We start from the raw sequence: 15,634 nt of genomic DNA, 5'->3' as shown, positions 1-15,634 counted from the left end.
GCCAAAGCACGGGTCAAAATCATACTCTTGGTATTTTCACCAATGTTATATGCCGCACCCATTCCCATCGCCACGGCGTAAATATTCTTTAATGCACCACCAAGCTCTACACCATGTACGTCATCACTACCAAACACACGAAATAAAGCACTGTGCAATGCATGCTGCACAGCATAGCGAACCAATTCAGATTCACTCGCAATCACTGTACCTGATGGCATACCGGCCATAATTTCTTTTGCCAAATTCGGACCCGACAAAACCCCATAAGGGACTTCAGGTAATTCTTCACGAATAATATCGCTCATGAAGCTAAAAGTTTTTGCTTCAATCCCTTTCGTGAGTGAAACCACAGCTTGCGAGGTAATAAACGGCGCAATTTGTTTTAATACATCACGGAATGAATGACTCGGAATTGCAACAAGAATAATGTCACGATCTCTTACTGCGAGCTCTAAGTCGGCAACTGCACGTAATGCAGGTTCTAATGGATAATCAGGTAAATAACGTTTATTGATATGCGTTTGATTGATCTCTTCAGCCGCAGCAGCATCACGAATCCAAATCATGGTATCGCAACCATTACGTACTGCTAAATTTGCCATAGCAGTACCAAAACTGCCGCCACCCAACACGGTGATTCTTAATGCTGTTTTTTGATCGACCGCAACAGGCTCAACTAAATCACTAAATTTTAACTCTGTCATTTTTTATCCTGAAACTCTATTTTTAAATCTAAAAAAATTTTAAGTCGCTTGCCATGTTTTCATGAATGCTTGGCTATCAATTTCAGCGCGTGGTGGAATTACTTTTGCAGCCGTTCCAACATAAATAATGCCTGCAATAATATCTTGCTCTTTTAAGCCAAGTTGCTGTTTTAACCAGTTTGATTCAACCACTGCGCCAGAACGCCACATACTTGCAAAACCTTGCGCTTGTAAAGAAAGCAAGAAGTTTTGAATCGCAGCACCTGTACTGAGAATCTGTTCAAAATGAGGAACTTTAGGATGATCTTGTATCGTAGTTAAAGCGAGTACTAACATCGGAGCACGGAACGGATGTTGTTTTACCCTGTCCAACTGAGATGAATCTGTCTCACCTAAATCAGCTAAAGCATTGGCTAACTGCTCACCAAATGCAGCCCTTTGCTCTGGAGTAATAATCACAAAACAAGTTGGTTTCAAACGATGGTGGTCTGGTGCAGTTAATGCAGCTTGGACAGCTTTTTCGAGTTGTTCTGAATTTGGAGCTGGCTCAACGAGTTGACCAATAGATTGACGTTGATGGATATTTTGATGAATTGTCTCGATATTTGAGTCCGTCATTGACATGAATCTAACTAACACAAGGATTTCGCTAGATTAGCATAATATATCTAATTTCCACTACTGATCCCCTACGCGCTTCACGATCAATTTTAAAAATTTAACAGACCCTCAGCATAAACTGTACATAATCAGCTAAAGCAATCAAAAGTTGTATGTTCAAATAAAACAATTATGTAGTAACTAGAGAAAAAGCAATGAAAAAAACTTTGATGATGAGTGTATTAGGTGGCTTAGCACTTGGATTAACGGCATGCGCCTCGACACCAACCAACACCATCGCGATTCAAAAAGAAAATAACCAATATGAAGTGACTGGAATTGGCAAAACTAATCTCATTTCAAAAAATAATGCAGTAAGTGCAGCGCAAAAAACGTGTACTAAAAATACCTCACCTGTCGTCGTTGATGAGAAAACGACTTATCAAGGTGTATTAAAAGGTGTAGTCGATGAGCAAACAGGGAAAATGGTTGAAGCCGCCGCAGGTGTCATTGGAACATTGACTGGTAAAAATGCGTCTTTGGCTAAAGATGATGATTATCAAACTACCCTAACATTCTACTGCAAACCAAATGCTTAAATAAAAAAAGCCGATGTAATCACATCGGCTTTTTATGTCAGAATAGCTTACTGAGCTTCGCTCGTTGCTACTTCTGATGCTGCACCTTCTACAACATCAGTATTCTTTTCATCTATATTCGGTTTATCGATCGCATCGATCGCAGCTTGTTGTTCTGGAGTAGTCTGTGTTGCTACAGTTGAAGCTGCTTGTTCTTGCTGTTCAGCGTTATTCGCTTCTTCTTTTTTTGCACATGCAGTTAACATGATTGGTGCAATGATTAAAGCGGCAAGAGTTAATTTAAATTTCATCACGGCTTTCCACAGTTACTTGGTTAAGTTGATGACAATCATATTGCAAATATATGACAATTTTATGACTACTTTGTAATGCAAAAGTAAAAGAGCCGATTTACATCAGCTCTTTAGTTCTATCTTTTATTGTAAATCAATCAATTAACGCAATTAAGCACGTTCAAGCAAAACAGCAACAGCAGGTAAAGTTTTGCCTTCTACAAATTCTAAGAAAGCACCGCCACCAGTTGAGATATAACCAATTTGATCAGCAACTTCATATTTATCAATCGCAGCAAGCGTATCACCACCACCCGCAATTGAGAAGCCAGCAGATTCAGCGATCGCCAATGAAAGTGCTTTCGTCCCTTCACCAAATTGATCAACTTCAAATACACCTACTGGGCCATTCCAAAGAATCGTTTTTGAAGTTTTTAAGATCTCAGCAAAAGCTTTTGCAGTTTCAGGACCAACATCTAAAATCATGTCAGTATCAGCAACATCTTCTACTTTCTTAACAACTGCTTGAGCACTTGCCAAAGAACCCAAAAAGTCACTGAAGTCAATTTGAGTTGCATCAGCAACCACGACATCAGTTGGTAATGGCACACTTACTTTTGCAGCAATTTGTTTTGCTGTTTCAACTAAATCAGCTTCGTAAAGTGATTTACCCACATTGAAACCAGCCGCAGCTAAGAATGTGTTTGCAATACCACCACCGACGATCAATTGATCACAGATTGTAGAAAGTGAATTCAGTACATCGAGTTTGGTTGAAACTTTAGAACCCGCAACAATTGCAACCATTGGCTTTTCAGGTGTTTGCATTGCACGACCTAAAGCATCCAATTCAGCTGCCAACAAAGGACCCGCCGCAGCAACTTGAGCAAAGCGTGCTGCACCTTCAGTTGAAGCTTCTGCACGGTGTGCTGTACCAAATGCATCCATGACGAATACGTCACAAAGTGCTGCATATTTTTTAGCAAGCTCTTCGTTATTTTTCTTTTCGCCATGATTGAAACGAACGTTTTCAAGCAATACAACTTGACCTGCTTCGACTTCAACACCATCTAAATAATCAGTAAATAATTTTACTTCTTGGCCTAAAGCTTTTGTTAAATACGCAGCTACAGGAGCAAGTGATTGTTCTGGTTTTGGCTCACCCTCTACAGGACGACCAAGATGAGAAAACACCATAACTGCTGCGCCTTTTTCTAAAGCAGCTTTAATGGTTGGCAATGCAGCACGTAAACGTGCATCGCTAGTAATTTCCCCATTTTTTACAGGAACGTTTAAGTCTTCACGAATAAGAACACGTTTACCTGCTAAATCAAGGTCAGTCATGCGCTGAAAATTCATGGATGGCTCTCTAGTTGATTTTAAAAACGGCACAATTTTAAATGATTCTCTGAAATAAAGGTGAGTTTTTTTGCAGAAAAGCTGTCTAAAGCTTCACTTTTGATTATGATAATCATCGTCATTAAATCTATATATTATTATGTCTATTCATCCAGATCCTAAAATTAATCGCTTAAATGTGCTTGGCGAACCTTTATCCAGCTGTTGTTATGACCCAATCACTGGGTATTTTCGTAACGGTTTTTGCCATACGGCAGTTACTGATCTAGGTCAGCACACCATGTGCGCCCAAATGACTTCAGATTTTCTTAATTTCTCACAAAAAGTTGGCAATGACTTAATTACGCCATTACCCGAAGTAGGTTTCCCTGGCCTAAAACCAGGTGACTTCTGGTGTATCTGTGTGACCCGTTGGGTTGAAGCATATGAAGCAGGACATGCTCCTCCAATTAAGCTAAATGCTTGCCATAATGCGGTACTACACTATGTGCCTCTCAATATTCTTGTGGAATATGCAGTCTAATGAAGCCATTAGAATTGATCTTGGCTTCTAGTAGCCAAACCCGTAAAGATTTGATGGATCGTTTACGTTTGGACTATCGTTGTATTGCACCTGATATTGATGAATCTGCAATGGGTGAATTACATGCTGATGATTTAGCTAAACGATTGGCATATGAGAAAGCTCATGTTATTTCTGCAGAGCATCCTAATGCCATTGTCATTGGCTCTGATCAAGTGGCGTGGCGTGAACATGCACCCTATGACTTTATTGGTAAACCATTAACTGTTGAGAATGCCATTCAACAATTACTAAAAAACTCAGGGAAAACTGTGTTTTTTAGTACGGCGCTCAGTGTTCAACATTTGCAATCTGGCTTTGAAACCACGCTTGTAGAACATTATCAAGTCAAATTCAGAGAACTCACTTTAGCTGAAATCGAACGCTACATTGACATAGATCACCCCTTGCATTGTGCAGGCAGTTTTAAATGTGAAAGCTTGGGTATTAGCTTATTTGAGAAAATGCAGGGTGATGATCAAACCACGTTGATGGGGCTACCTATGATTCAGTTATGCAAGATTTTGCGGAAATTCGAATTAAATGCTCCGTGAAGATTACCCTTAGCTTGAATGATCAAACTAAGGGTAATCTTTATTCTTCAACAACAGTGATTTGCTTTGGTAAAGCAAACCAAATAAAGATAGACAATATAAAAAACAGGAATGCAGCGACATTCAGAACAGAACGGTGTGATTGACTGAATGCTTGTTTCGCGGCATCAATGACTGTTTCAGCAAGCGCAGGCTGTAACTGTTTGACGACTTGCATTGCCTCTCCGATTGAACCACTGACCTGCTCAATCAATGCATGTGGCAACTCATTTGGAATAATAATTGAATTGGCATAAAACCATGAAAGCATCAAACCGAAAAAGGCAATTCCCAGACCAGCTCCTAATTCATATGCCATTCCTTCGATTGCTCCTGCTGCTGTCGCTTTACTCGGAGGTACAGAAGACATAATTGCTGAGGTAGACGACAATAATGCAATTTCCACACTTAAGCCCAAAACTACCATCCATGCCCAAGCCGATATTTGTGCATTCATAAAATCTGTATGCGCCAATCCCCATAAGCTAATCGCACTCATTAACATACCAAGCGATGCAACTGAGCGAAGACCAAAGCGATTCACCAACAAACTTGCAATTGGCCCACCCAAACTAATGGCGATCATAAATGGCAAGATGAATGCGCCTGCCGCAAGTGGTGAAAGCTGGTAAACAAACTGTAATTCTTGAGAAATTAATAGCTCAAACCCAACCAAAGCCATCATTGATAAAATGGCCATGATGACGCCTGTCGCAATCACAGGATGCCTAAACAATTGGATATCAATCATTGGAGCATCAGAAATTAACTGTTTACGTACAAACCCAACCAACAAACCCAGACCCACAGCAAAAATCAGTACCGACCAAATTGAAAAGCCATGCAGCACTGATTTAATGGCATAAATCATACTTAGAATAGCCACAACTAAAATAAGCGCTTGCAATAAGTTCAAGCTTTGCTTGGGTTGCCCTGCCTGCTTTGGAATTATTAAAGCTGTCATGATTAATACTGCAAGCATAATTGGCACATTAATCAAAAAAACTGAGCCCCAATGAAAGTGCTCAAGTAAAAAACCACCAAGCAATGGGCCAAAGGCTGCGCCACCACCACCTACAGTCGCCCAAATACCCAAAGCAAAGTTACGCTCTTTCTCATCTAAAAAAGTATTACGTACAGCAGATAAAGTCGCTGGCAAAATCATTGCTGCACCAACGGCAAGTAATGCCCTTGATGCAATCAAAGTCAAAGCTGTTGGTGAAAATGCAGCAGCTAAAGACGCTAAACCAAATAATAGACCACCAATAAGCATCAATCGTTTAAAACCGATGCGATCACCCAAGGCCCCCATTGGCAAAATAAGCCCAGCCATAACCAGTGAATAAATATCAATGATCCACAACATCTCATTTGCCGATAATCCAAGTGACTCACTCAATGTTGGTGTAGCGACATGTAAAACAGTTGCATCGATCGAAACAGGAAGATAGATCAATACGATGATTGCAAGAATTAACCACTTGCGCGACATAAATGCCTCTATATTTTGGACAGATGTTCAAATTGGTGCAATTATAAGCAGAACTGAACACTTGTCCAACTTTAAAATATAAGTTAATTTGTATCTGTTTTTACAAAACGAGTTTTGGTCAGAAAAATGGCTTATTTAAATCGAGAACAACGCCGAGAAATGATTTTACAAGCAGCCATGCATGTTGCTTTAAATGAAGGATTTTCAGCGATGACTGTTCGCCGTATTGCAACCGAAGCACAAACCTCCACAGGACAAGTTCATCACCATTTTGCATCAAATTCTCACCTTAAAGCAGAAGCTTTTATCAAACTTATGCAACAACTCGATGAAATTGAAGACCAAGTAAATACTGTAAATTATCTACAACGTGTCTCTCTTTTATTGGGTTGTGAAAATATTGAGCAAATTCAGCCTTATCTCCGTCTGTGGAATGAAGCTGAAATCCTGATTGATCAAGATTCAGAAATCAAACATGCCTATAATCTAGCGATGCAAGATTGGCATCGCTCAATTGTCCGAATGATTAATGAGGGTAAAAACCAAGGTGAATTTAACTTTGAATCAGATAGCCAAGACATTGCTTGGCGATTAATTGCTTTTGTTTGCGGTCTAGAAGGTATATATAAATTAGGACTGAATGGTCTAAATGATGCAGACTTTAAACGCCATACCGAAGCTATTTTACAAGCAGAGCTATTTAGAAATTAAATGAATTACACATTACCAATATTACAAAGCTCAAGAGTCAATCTATTTCTATTTCAAATGGATGATCTAGTAGATATATACCCTCGTATTACCAAAACCTTAACTCGCTATATGGCTTGGGAACCTGCTGAAAATTTTGAAGCATTAGAACAAATTGCACAGCAATGGCTGCTAGCCGAATCAGAGAATACTGATTATCACTTTGTTTTGCGGTGTAAAGAAACGCATATTTTTATTGGTCTGATTGGTGTACATCGTGCCCAAACACCCACACCAGAGCTAGGTTTGTGGATCAGAGAAGACTATCACAATCAAGGTTTTGCCAAAGAGTCGATTTACGAAGTTTTCCACTGGGCTTCTGAAAAAATACAACCTAAATATTTCTTGTATCCCGTTGCCATTCATAATATTGCAAGTCGGAAACTTGCAGAGTTTTTAGGTGGCGCAGTTGTAGATAAAAAGACTGAGAGGAAATATGACGCTGTCATTTATCATATTCCCCCGTATTTAGACCAATTCACTTAAAACCAGCCTTTTCTTCCTTTTAGAATTTCATCTGCACAACGTAAAGTTTCTTGGCTCAAGCCCCACAAACGATAATCGCCTGTAGCTGAAGTAATATTAAAATTGTGCGTATAAGCAAAGCTTAGTTCTCGATCTGGATCACACCATGCACCTGAACCATTAAAACCAACATGACCGAAACCATGCGGCGCACGTTTGCCCATCGTTAGGATACGGTGATAACCCAAACGCCAATGCATAGGAATCGGCATCACTCGATCACGAGTCTTGCTTTGTACCGTACTCAATTGCTTAAAGACTTCTGGACAAATCAGTTGTTGCCCCTGCCACTGTCCTTGATTAGCAAGCATTGCGTATACTTTTGCAAGGCTATTTGCAGTGAAAACACCATTTGCAGCAGGAATGACCGCTTGTAAACCCGCATCACTATAAAAACTAAAATTACGCATCCCTTTTGGAATCATCGCATCTTGGAAATCTTGTGGACTTTGCCCAGATAACTCTAACAATCTTTCTGATAAAGATGTTTTACGAGCGGCTTGAGGCTTTTGTACTTGCGGTTTTGCTTGAGATTGAGACTTAGGCTTCTCTAATAACCGTGCGACACGCCCCAACTCCGAAGTTGGCGTACCAAAATATGCACCATCAAGTTCAAGTGGCTGCACAAGATAGCGCTGCATGAGCCAACTTAAAGGTTGTTTCACTGCTTTCTCAAGGACACCACCGATAATCCAACCATAGGTGAGCGGTTGATAAGCAAAGCTTTGTCCTGCTGAAAAGCGTGGTGTAGCAGCAGCCATAACATCTAGCATATGCGACCAATCCAACATTTCTGTTGCTGTCTCAATGGTATTTCGAATATCAAACAATCCGCTTTGATGAGAAAGTACATGACGGACTGTGACCCATTGCTTGCCATTCTGTGCAAACTCTGGCCAATAATGTGCAATCGGTAGATCATATTCCAGTATGCCTTCGCTCACTAAAATATGTGCAAGCGTGGCTAAAATTCCTTTTCCTGTTGAATAGCACATCGACAAAGTATCTGCTTGCCAAGCTTCATCCTGAGATTTCTTACCTGTGAAAATATCAACAACTTTTTGGCCTTTGAAATACACCACTAAAGCCGCACCGCCTTGATGACTTCGCGCATCTTGTAAACGGCTAAATTGTGTTGCTAGATCAACAAAACGGTCATCAACATTGCCATGATAATTATGTGTGTCGGCAAATAAAATCTCTTTAATCAATGTACGCATCCTTATGATATTTATATTTTTAAATATCCCTCTTGCGAACAAAAGGGATATTGAACATATGAATAATGGCTTAGATTGCTTTTACAGTACCAGCAACGTGTGGCTTTTTAGATTTAACATTACGAATTAAAAAGTCAGTCTGCTTAGCATCTGTAGCAGTTAAAAATTCAACTTTTGAAGGTAAGTACATTGGTAGCTTAAACCATACGTCTGCTTCATAAGCATCTGGAAGCTGCACATTTGCTAAAGCTTTTGCTTTGCTCCACATACCATGTGCAATTGCTTGTTTAAAACCAAAAGCTTTTGCAGTCACCGCATGAATATGAATTAAGTTGAAATCACCTGAAATCAACGCATAGCGACGGCCTGTATTTTCTGAAATATTCCATTCAGCCTGCGGTTGATAAGCTGGCTCTTGAGTGTCTTTCGCTTTCTCAGCCGCTTTTTTCTCAACTTTCTGACGTGACAGATATGTTGTCAGGCTTTCCATCACAACTTCACCACCGACCTTCGCCGTCGTAATGAAATCAAACTGTAAACCTTTATCATGTGGTTTCAGCTCACCAAACTTGCATGACAATGTGATTTGTTCATTCACACCGATTTTACGCATTTGTTTGATCTGATTGCGGATATGAACTAAACCTAAAATTGCAAATGGGAAAGCTTCGCTTGTCATCATATGCATTTGTAGGCTTTGAGATAGTACGGCTAAATAGATCGCAGGCACAAAACCATCATTTTTAAAACCACAGATTTCGTTATAGCTTTCTAAATGCTTGGTATCAATTTTTAATGTATCCACCACATACTCAACTTGTGGTAATACTTTCTCGCCTTTTGGCTTTTTAAAAATTAAACCCTGAATAACTTTTGGATAAGCCAAATAAGGTTTTGGTAATTCACTAAAATGACGTGTGTTCATAATCAACCTTTTGATATTTTTTATAAAAAAGGGATGCACAAGCACCCCTCTTCAAAACCCTAATGCTTACGCACCTAATAAGCTTTGACCACATACACGAACAACGTTACCTGTAACACCTGTTGAACCAGTAGATGCATACCAAGCAATTGCCTCTGCAACATCTACAGGTAAACCACCTTGGTTCATTGAGTTCATACGACGACCTGCTTCACGAATAGCAAAAGGAATCGCAGCAGTCATTTGAGTTTCAATGAAACCAGGCGCAACAGCATTAATCGTAATACCGTTTTTCAATGTAGGCGCAGTAAATTTCACTAAGCCAATAACACCCGCTTTAGAAACAGCGTAGTTAGTTTGACCTAAGTTACCAGCGATGCCACTGATTGATGATACACAAACGATACGACCATTTGCATTTAAACCATCATTTGATAGTAAGTAATCGTTAACGCGTTCGATTGCAGATAAATTAATGTTGATAACTAAGTCCCAAAGCTCTGGCTTCATGTTTGCCAAAGTTTTGTCACGAGTAATACCAGCATTGTGAACAATAACGTCTAAACCACCTTGTTTTGCAGCAGCAGTTTTGATTTTCTCGCCAGCATCCGCAGCAGTAATATCAATTGCCAATACAGAACCACCGATTGAACCTGCAACACGCTCAAGATCAGCTTGCTGTTGTGGTACATCCAAGCAAATTACGTGTGCGCCGTCACGAGCAAGTACGTTTGCAATTGCTTCACCAATACCACGGCTTGCACCAGTCACTAATGCAGTCTTACCTGCAAGTGGCTTCGCCCAGTCTAGATCGACAACGTCTGCTTTAGAAACACGAACCACTTGACCTGAAACATAAGCAGAACGTGGAGAAATTAAGAAACGTAACGTAGATTCAAGGTTTGCTTCTGCACCTTGGTCTACATAAACAACTTGAGCAGTGATACCCTTTTTGAACTCTTTACCAACTGATTTAATGAAACCTTCAAGCGCACGTTGAGCAATCGCTTGTTTCACTGTCTTTGCAGTTTCAGGCGTTGTACCAATTACAATTACACGACCAGAACTAGAAATCTGGCGAGCAATTGGGTTAAAGAAGTTATACAACTCTTTAAGTTGTTCTGAATCTTGAATACCAGAAGCATCAAATACAACTGCTTTAAATTTAGACTCTTTATCATCTGCATTTAAAGGACGAAGGTTTAAACCAACTTTCGCTGCGGTTTGTTGTAATTCAACATTATTACCCACATAGCTATCTGCATGGATATTGCTAAGAACCTGAGCAATAGCAGCAGAAATCGTGCTTGAAGGCGCTGCGCCAAGCAATACTGCACCATTCACAACAGGTTGAGCACTTTCAAAACGATCTAACGTTACTGGCGATGGTAAACCTAAATTTTTTACAACAAATTTACCCAAAGGCGATTGTGTAAATGCTTGGTATTGATCGGTCATGATTATTATCTCTCATACAAATGAATTTTTTACAAACACATGCATCATGTTAATCAAATTACATGAAATCAATGTTTGATTGACTCGTCATAAATCATACTTGAGTTCATGTTCTGATGTCTTGACCTGAATGTGGTCTACAGCGTCATTCTAGTCAATACAGCAGTATTGTAAATATGGTATTGTTGTCACAAGAATATCGCAATTATGCTTGGAAAAGCCTTATGAGCAAAACAACTCAAGAAAATCCAGCAGTCGAGAATTCTGCTGAAGAAAATGTGTCAAATACATCAAAAGCAGCTTCTACTACACGTAAAACTGCTGGCACGACCTCTAAAGCAGCAAGCACGACACCTAAAACGACTCGTACGCGTGCTACTACTCGTAGTCCGAAAAGCACTGCTTCTTCTACATCTACAAAAGCAGCGCCAGCTAAAACAACCAAACCTTCTGTTCAACAGGATAAAACCATGAGCCAAAACACTGTTCGCCGTGTTGCCATTATAGGCGGTAACCGTATTCCATTTGCTCGTTCAAACGGCGCTTATTTTACAGCTTCAAACATCGACATGTTTACTGCTGCATTAAATGGTTTGGTTGAGCGTTTCAACCTACAAGGTCAACGCTTAGGTGAAGTTGTTGCTGGTGCAGTATTAAAGCACAGCCGTGATTTCAATATGACTCGTGAATGTGTATTGAATACTCAACTTGCTCCAGAAACTCCAGCTTGTGATCTTCAACAAGCTTGTGGTACTGGTTTACAAGCAGCATTCCAAGTTGCAAACAAAATTGCATTAGGTCAAATCGAAGTAGGTATCGCAGGTGGTGTAGATACGACTTCTGACGCGCCTATAGCGTTTGGTGATGGTTTACGTAAAGCTTTACTTGAGCTTAACATCGCTAAAACTGGTAAAGACCGTTTAAAAGCACTTTCTAAGATCAATGTTAAAGATCTTATGGATGCACCTAAAAATGGTGAACCACGTACTGGTTTATCTATGGGTGACCATCAAGCAATCACTGCGCTTGAATGGGGTATTGCTCGTGAAGATCAAGACGCTTTAGCTGCTTCTTCTCACCAAAAAATGGCAAAAGCATACGAAGAAGGTTTCTTCGATGACTTAATTACACCATTTTTAGGTTTAAGCCGTGACAACAACTTACGTGCTGACTCAACTGCTGAGAAATTAGCGAAGTTAAAACCAGTATTTGGTAAAGGCGAAGCTGCAACAATGACAGCGGGTAACTCTACTCCTCTTACTGATGGTGCTTCATGCGTGCTTTTAGCTTCTGAAGAATGGGCTAAAGCAAATGGTCACGAAGTCCTTGCTTACTTAACGTTCTCTGAAACTGCTGCGGTTGATTTCGTTGGCAAGAAAGAAGGCTTATTGATGGCGCCTGCTTATGCAGTTCCACGTATGCTTGAACGCGCTGGTCTTAAACTTCAAGATTTTGACTACTACGAAATTCACGAAGCATTTGCATCACAAGTTCTTTCTACATTGAAAGCTTGGGAAGATGAGAAATTCTGTAAAGAGCGTTTAGGTTTAGATGCACCGTTAGGTTCAATTGATCGTAGCAAATTAAACGTTAAAGGTTCTTCTTTAGCTGCGGGTCACCCATTCGCTGCTACTGGTGGTCGTATCATCGCGACTGCTGCAAAAATCTTAAACCAAAAAGGTTCAGGCCGTATCTTAGTTTCGATCTGTGCTGCTGGTGGTCAAGGCGTAACAGCAATTATTGAAAAATAATTACTAGCTAGACTCAAGAGGGATTAAATCTTTGGATTTAGTCCCTTTTTTATATTCTAAGTTAAAAAAATTCACCCTTCTAAATCTAAACCATCATTTACTATCATGGTTGGCGGCATGGACGCCGCCTTGTTGGACTGCGGTAACAGGGATGTACCGTCAGTCCAACAAAAGATTTTGGTTACTTTTCATCTCTGAAAAGTAAAGGTAAAGACAGCCTATCTAGTTATCGTAACTATGAAAATATATTTATTAATTCAGGCTTGAAACCAAACTATCTAGCTCTTTTAAACTTCACATAATAATCATTTAAAACTTTAATCGCTTGCTTCAACTGTTTAAGATTTTCTTCTGTATTCCCCAACCGCTCAACAAAACGCTGTGAGTGTATTTCTAGATCGATCTTTTCATTAATTTGCGGTGCAATCCGAAATAGCTTTTCGAGATCGTCAAATCGATCTAACTTTCGGTTTGAGAAATATTCCAGACGGAATCCCAACTCATTCAAAACGATGCCTTTATAAATTGCACCACGACTATCAAAAACCAAGTCATTTTCTTTAAGGAATAGCTGTTCAGGTGTTTCCTTTGAACTTTTGAATAGGTTAGTTAGTTGGCTTAACATATGATCTATCTATACAGCTTTGCTTTGATGACTTGCTTATTAAAACGATAAAGTACCCATTGATGCAAGCTAACAATCAATCAGGAATAAAAAGCACCCTTAACGGATGCTTTTTTAAATCAGGTTAACCATATTGTTTTTTCAAATAATCAACAATCTTAGCCGACTCAAACATCTTCACGCCTGTGTTTGGATCAATTAAAAACGGAACTTGAATATCACGCCCCATAATTTCAACAACCTTTTCACGCTTACCATTCGGTAATGGAATATATTTACCTGGTTTTAAGCGTAGAATGGCTGGCCCCATATCTTGCCAACGCTCCTTAGGCACATTATGCAGAACATATGGAATTTCTAATTCACATAAAGCTTCACGCACTAAACGCGTATAAGGACTCGCTTCAAAGCTCCACAGCTCTAACAGTTGCTCTGGTGCTGCTCGATCAATAATTTTCTTATTGATCCATACACCACGTGCTGCATTCGCAACTGAAGCCAAGGTCGAAACATAAGGTAATTTAGGATAATGGCTGTATTTCTTAGGGGTCTGCCCTGTTTTACCATAATGTTTAAATAAATGATGAATAATATCTTGTGATTCATAAAGTTGATCACCTGTATTTTCATCAATTAAAAATGGAAATTGTCTTTTTCCACCTTTGCTCTTTACAATTTGTCGATATTTCTGACCGCCTTTAGGACATGGATAAATCTCCACATCTAAGTTCAATAAGGTCACTACTTCTCGAACTCGACGGCAGAATGGCGAACCTTCAAATTCATAAAGCTTTAAAGGTTTTGTTGGTTGTTGAGGAAAAGGCGTACCTGATACACCTCGCCCACCCTCAATGATACTCGCAACCACAGATTGTAAAACTTTAAATTGATGATTCACCATTTTCAGCATATCGCTAACCCTTTAGCAGTCGACTAATTTTTCTTTCGCAATCACAATTCCGTTATTATCTGCATAGATATAATCACCAGAACTGATTGTCACACCACCAAAATACAATGTGATATCAACTTCACCTATGCCTTTACGATTACTTTTTTGTGGAATTGCAGCCAATGCATGTACACCTAAATCTAGTTCCGCAATCGCATCTACATCACGCACACAACCATAGATCACAACACCATTCCAGTGATTTTTCACTGCTGATTCTGCAATCATGTCTCCCATCAATGCACAACGCATGGAAGCACCACCATCAACAACAAGTACCTTACCTGTTCCATCAGTTGCCAATAATTCTTTAACACGAGAATTATCTTCAAAGCACTTTACAGTCACAATTTGGCCACCAAAAGTTTTACGAGCACCATAACTCTTGAAGAACTTCCCATCTAGGCATGGTGTTACGACTTGTAAATCTTTTTCAGGGTTGTCATCTAACAAATCACAAGTTACGAAAGATACTGTTGTCACTGAGCTTCTCCATTATCGAGTTTGTTGTATCATTAAATTATCAAACAGTTTAAATGCGGCAGTTTGTGTTTGGGCTGCAACCAGCATAGTATGCGCCAATTGCTCTGCGGTTACAGGCTTATATTTAAACGGCTTAGTCCATGCTTGTTCTACAAGTTTAAATGCTGTTTGTGCCATATCTTCCAGAAAACGCACATCACTTCGCTTACCAATCAATAATGATGGTTGAAAGATTGACAATTTATAAAGAGATAAACTTCTGAGGTAATTTTCTAATTCACCTTTAACTTTATTATAGAAAATTGGTGAATTTGCACTCGCTCCCAAAGCACTAACGACCAATAAGTGAACATCTTTATCTTGAAGTAAATCAGCAAAATGAGCATTCATTTCATAGTCAATTGCATAGAATGCTTCTTTTGAACCTGCTTGTTTAATCGTGCTACCTAAACAGCTAAAAGCATGCGTATATGCATTCACGTCTTCATCATTTAATAACAAAAAATCTTCTAAGACAAATTGAGTAACTTTATTATAAGTATCTAATGCATCAGACTTTTTACGTACCACAGCAGTTATCGCACTGAATTCCTCAGACTGTTGCAATTGTTCTATTAAAGCTTGTCCAACCAACCCTGTAGCACCTATTACAATCGCTTTTTTATCACCTGTTTTCATTTTTATTTCATCCAAGTTATAACTAGGCTTAATGTAACGTTTTCTTGCAACATAATCACCTGTTAAATGCACTTATAAACATT

At 39.4% G+C, this 15,634-nt stretch carries 18 protein-coding genes; 6 read left to right on the top strand and 12 right to left on the bottom strand.

The genetic code is table 11. The features are described from left to right. Window positions 1–707, bottom strand: a 707-nt coding sequence (locus tag B4237_RS15945) for an NAD(P)H-dependent glycerol-3-phosphate dehydrogenase (protein WP_286943919.1), incomplete at its 3' end; no start/stop codon positions are given. Window positions 708–746: 39 nt separating this feature from the next. Continuing rightward, window positions 747–1,325, bottom strand: a complete 579-nt coding sequence (locus tag B4237_RS15940; RefSeq protein ID WP_278596148.1) for a nitroreductase family protein — start codon at window positions 1,323–1,325, stop codon at window positions 747–749. Window positions 1,326–1,522: 197 nt separating this feature from the next. Here B4237_RS15940 and B4237_RS15935 point away from each other — a divergent pair, with 197 nt between their 5' ends. Further along, window positions 1,523–1,906, top strand: a complete 384-nt coding sequence (locus B4237_RS15935; RefSeq protein ID WP_019384175.1) for a hypothetical protein — start codon at window positions 1,523–1,525, stop codon at window positions 1,904–1,906. A 47-nt stretch (window positions 1,907–1,953) separates the two neighbouring features. On the opposite strand, the gene B4237_RS15930 is transcribed toward B4237_RS15935, so the two are convergent. After that, window positions 1,954–2,196, bottom strand: a complete 243-nt coding sequence (locus tag B4237_RS15930; protein WP_278596147.1) for a hypothetical protein — start codon at window positions 2,194–2,196, stop codon at window positions 1,954–1,956. Window positions 2,197–2,349: 153 nt separating this feature from the next. Next, entirely contained in the window at window positions 2,350–3,537 is a 1,188-nt protein-coding gene (locus B4237_RS15925; RefSeq protein ID WP_286943916.1) for a phosphoglycerate kinase, read from the bottom strand. A gap of 139 nt (window positions 3,538–3,676) precedes the next feature. On the opposite strand from B4237_RS15925, the gene B4237_RS15920 reads away from it, so the two are divergent. Beyond that, the gene (locus B4237_RS15920) at window positions 3,677–4,060 is read left to right on the top strand and encodes a DUF2237 family protein (RefSeq protein ID WP_004878785.1); all 384 of its coding nucleotides are present in this window, start codon (window positions 3,677–3,679) and stop codon (window positions 4,058–4,060) included. Beyond that, window positions 4,060–4,653 (top strand): Maf family protein, encoded by a 594-nt coding sequence (locus tag B4237_RS15915; protein ID WP_278596146.1) that lies wholly within the window; start codon window positions 4,060–4,062, stop codon window positions 4,651–4,653. The genes B4237_RS15920 and B4237_RS15915 overlap by 1 nt, the downstream gene beginning before the upstream one ends. A gap of 40 nt (window positions 4,654–4,693) precedes the next feature. Here B4237_RS15915 and B4237_RS15910 read toward each other — a convergent pair whose 3' ends face one another. Continuing rightward, window positions 4,694–6,184, bottom strand: a complete 1,491-nt coding sequence (locus B4237_RS15910) for an MFS transporter (RefSeq protein WP_278596145.1) — start codon at window positions 6,182–6,184, stop codon at window positions 4,694–4,696. A 126-nt stretch (window positions 6,185–6,310) separates the two neighbouring features. Here B4237_RS15910 and B4237_RS15905 point away from each other — a divergent pair, with 126 nt between their 5' ends. Continuing rightward, window positions 6,311–6,895, top strand: coding sequence for a TetR family transcriptional regulator (locus B4237_RS15905; RefSeq protein WP_004878778.1), 585 nt, complete (start codon window positions 6,311–6,313; stop codon window positions 6,893–6,895). Beyond that, window positions 6,896–7,420: a GNAT family N-acetyltransferase gene (locus tag B4237_RS15900; protein WP_278596144.1), complete on the top strand. Its 525-nt coding sequence runs from the start codon at window positions 6,896–6,898 to the stop codon at window positions 7,418–7,420. It begins immediately after the preceding gene. Here the strand turns inward: B4237_RS15900 and B4237_RS15895 are convergent. The 3 genes from B4237_RS15895 to B4237_RS15885 form a co-directional block, all read right to left on the bottom strand. Continuing rightward, window positions 7,417–8,670 carry a serine hydrolase domain-containing protein gene (locus B4237_RS15895; RefSeq protein ID WP_278596143.1) on the bottom strand — a complete coding sequence of 418 codons (1,254 nt, stop codon included), beginning with the start codon at window positions 8,668–8,670 and terminating at the stop codon, window positions 7,417–7,419. The two genes, B4237_RS15900 and B4237_RS15895, sit on opposite strands and share 4 nt — an antisense overlap. Before the next feature lie 79 nt (window positions 8,671–8,749). Further along, complete coding sequence (locus tag B4237_RS15890) at window positions 8,750–9,604, bottom strand: MaoC family dehydratase (protein WP_007480252.1); 855 nt, start codon at window positions 9,602–9,604, stop codon at window positions 8,750–8,752. Between the two features lie 66 nt (window positions 9,605–9,670). Next, window positions 9,671–11,062, bottom strand: a complete 1,392-nt coding sequence (locus tag B4237_RS15885) for a 3-oxoacyl-ACP reductase (protein WP_004878773.1) — start codon at window positions 11,060–11,062, stop codon at window positions 9,671–9,673. Window positions 11,063–11,286: 224 nt separating this feature from the next. On the opposite strand from B4237_RS15885, the gene B4237_RS15880 reads away from it, so the two are divergent. Then, window positions 11,287–12,813 (top strand): acetyl-CoA C-acetyltransferase, encoded by a 1,527-nt coding sequence (locus B4237_RS15880; RefSeq protein ID WP_004878771.1) that lies wholly within the window; start codon window positions 11,287–11,289, stop codon window positions 12,811–12,813. 274 nt (window positions 12,814–13,087) lie between these two features. Here B4237_RS15880 and B4237_RS15875 read toward each other — a convergent pair whose 3' ends face one another. The 4 genes from B4237_RS15875 to B4237_RS15860 form a co-directional block, all read right to left on the bottom strand. Next, on the bottom strand, window positions 13,088–13,438 hold the full coding sequence (locus B4237_RS15875; protein WP_004878769.1) for a hypothetical protein: 351 nt from the start codon (window positions 13,436–13,438) through the stop codon (window positions 13,088–13,090). Between the two features lie 124 nt (window positions 13,439–13,562). Beyond that, window positions 13,563–14,348: a glutathione S-transferase N-terminal domain-containing protein gene (locus tag B4237_RS15870; RefSeq protein ID WP_004878767.1), complete on the bottom strand. Its 786-nt coding sequence runs from the start codon at window positions 14,346–14,348 to the stop codon at window positions 13,563–13,565. A gap of 12 nt (window positions 14,349–14,360) precedes the next feature. Continuing rightward, the gene (gene rraA, locus B4237_RS15865; RefSeq protein ID WP_004878765.1) at window positions 14,361–14,873 is read right to left on the bottom strand and encodes a ribonuclease E activity regulator RraA; all 513 of its coding nucleotides are present in this window, start codon (window positions 14,871–14,873) and stop codon (window positions 14,361–14,363) included. Between the two features lie 12 nt (window positions 14,874–14,885). Further along, window positions 14,886–15,551 carry an NAD(P)H-binding protein gene (locus tag B4237_RS15860; protein ID WP_004878763.1) on the bottom strand — a complete coding sequence of 222 codons (666 nt, stop codon included), beginning with the start codon at window positions 15,549–15,551 and terminating at the stop codon, window positions 14,886–14,888. Window positions 15,552–15,634: the final 83 nt, after the last annotated feature.

Source organism: Acinetobacter sp. UBA6526, assembly GCF_002434875.1.
Classification (GTDB): Bacteria; Pseudomonadota; Gammaproteobacteria; order Pseudomonadales; family Moraxellaceae; genus Acinetobacter; species Acinetobacter venetianus.
The sequence above is the reverse complement of the archived record's forward strand: the minus strand, read 5'-3'. Positions and strand labels throughout refer to the sequence as shown.

Coding starts and splice junctions, on each gene's coding strand:
- B4237_RS15940 (WP_278596148.1), bottom strand. CDS start 1,325: ATGACGGACTCAAATATCGAGACAATTCATCAAAATATCCATCAACGT.
- B4237_RS15935 (WP_019384175.1), top strand. CDS start 1,523: ATGAAAAAAACTTTGATGATGAGTGTATTAGGTGGCTTAGCACTTGGA.
- B4237_RS15930 (WP_278596147.1), bottom strand. CDS start 2,196: ATGAAATTTAAATTAACTCTTGCCGCTTTAATCATTGCACCAATCATG.
- B4237_RS15925 (WP_286943916.1), bottom strand. CDS start 3,537: ATGAATTTTCAGCGCATGACTGACCTTGATTTAGCAGGTAAACGTGTT.
- B4237_RS15920 (WP_004878785.1), top strand. CDS start 3,677: ATGTCTATTCATCCAGATCCTAAAATTAATCGCTTAAATGTGCTTGGC.
- B4237_RS15915 (WP_278596146.1), top strand. CDS start 4,060: ATGAAGCCATTAGAATTGATCTTGGCTTCTAGTAGCCAAACCCGTAAA.
- B4237_RS15910 (WP_278596145.1), bottom strand. CDS start 6,184: ATGTCGCGCAAGTGGTTAATTCTTGCAATCATCGTATTGATCTATCTT.
- B4237_RS15905 (WP_004878778.1), top strand. CDS start 6,311: ATGGCTTATTTAAATCGAGAACAACGCCGAGAAATGATTTTACAAGCA.
- B4237_RS15900 (WP_278596144.1), top strand. CDS start 6,896: ATGAATTACACATTACCAATATTACAAAGCTCAAGAGTCAATCTATTT.
- B4237_RS15890 (WP_007480252.1), bottom strand. CDS start 9,604: ATGAACACACGTCATTTTAGTGAATTACCAAAACCTTATTTGGCTTAT.
- B4237_RS15885 (WP_004878773.1), bottom strand. CDS start 11,062: ATGACCGATCAATACCAAGCATTTACACAATCGCCTTTGGGTAAATTT.
- B4237_RS15880 (WP_004878771.1), top strand. CDS start 11,287: ATGAGCAAAACAACTCAAGAAAATCCAGCAGTCGAGAATTCTGCTGAA.
- B4237_RS15875 (WP_004878769.1), bottom strand. CDS start 13,438: ATGTTAAGCCAACTAACTAACCTATTCAAAAGTTCAAAGGAAACACCT.
- B4237_RS15870 (WP_004878767.1), bottom strand. CDS start 14,348: ATGCTGAAAATGGTGAATCATCAATTTAAAGTTTTACAATCTGTGGTT.
- B4237_RS15860 (WP_004878763.1), bottom strand. CDS start 15,551: ATGAAAACAGGTGATAAAAAAGCGATTGTAATAGGTGCTACAGGGTTG.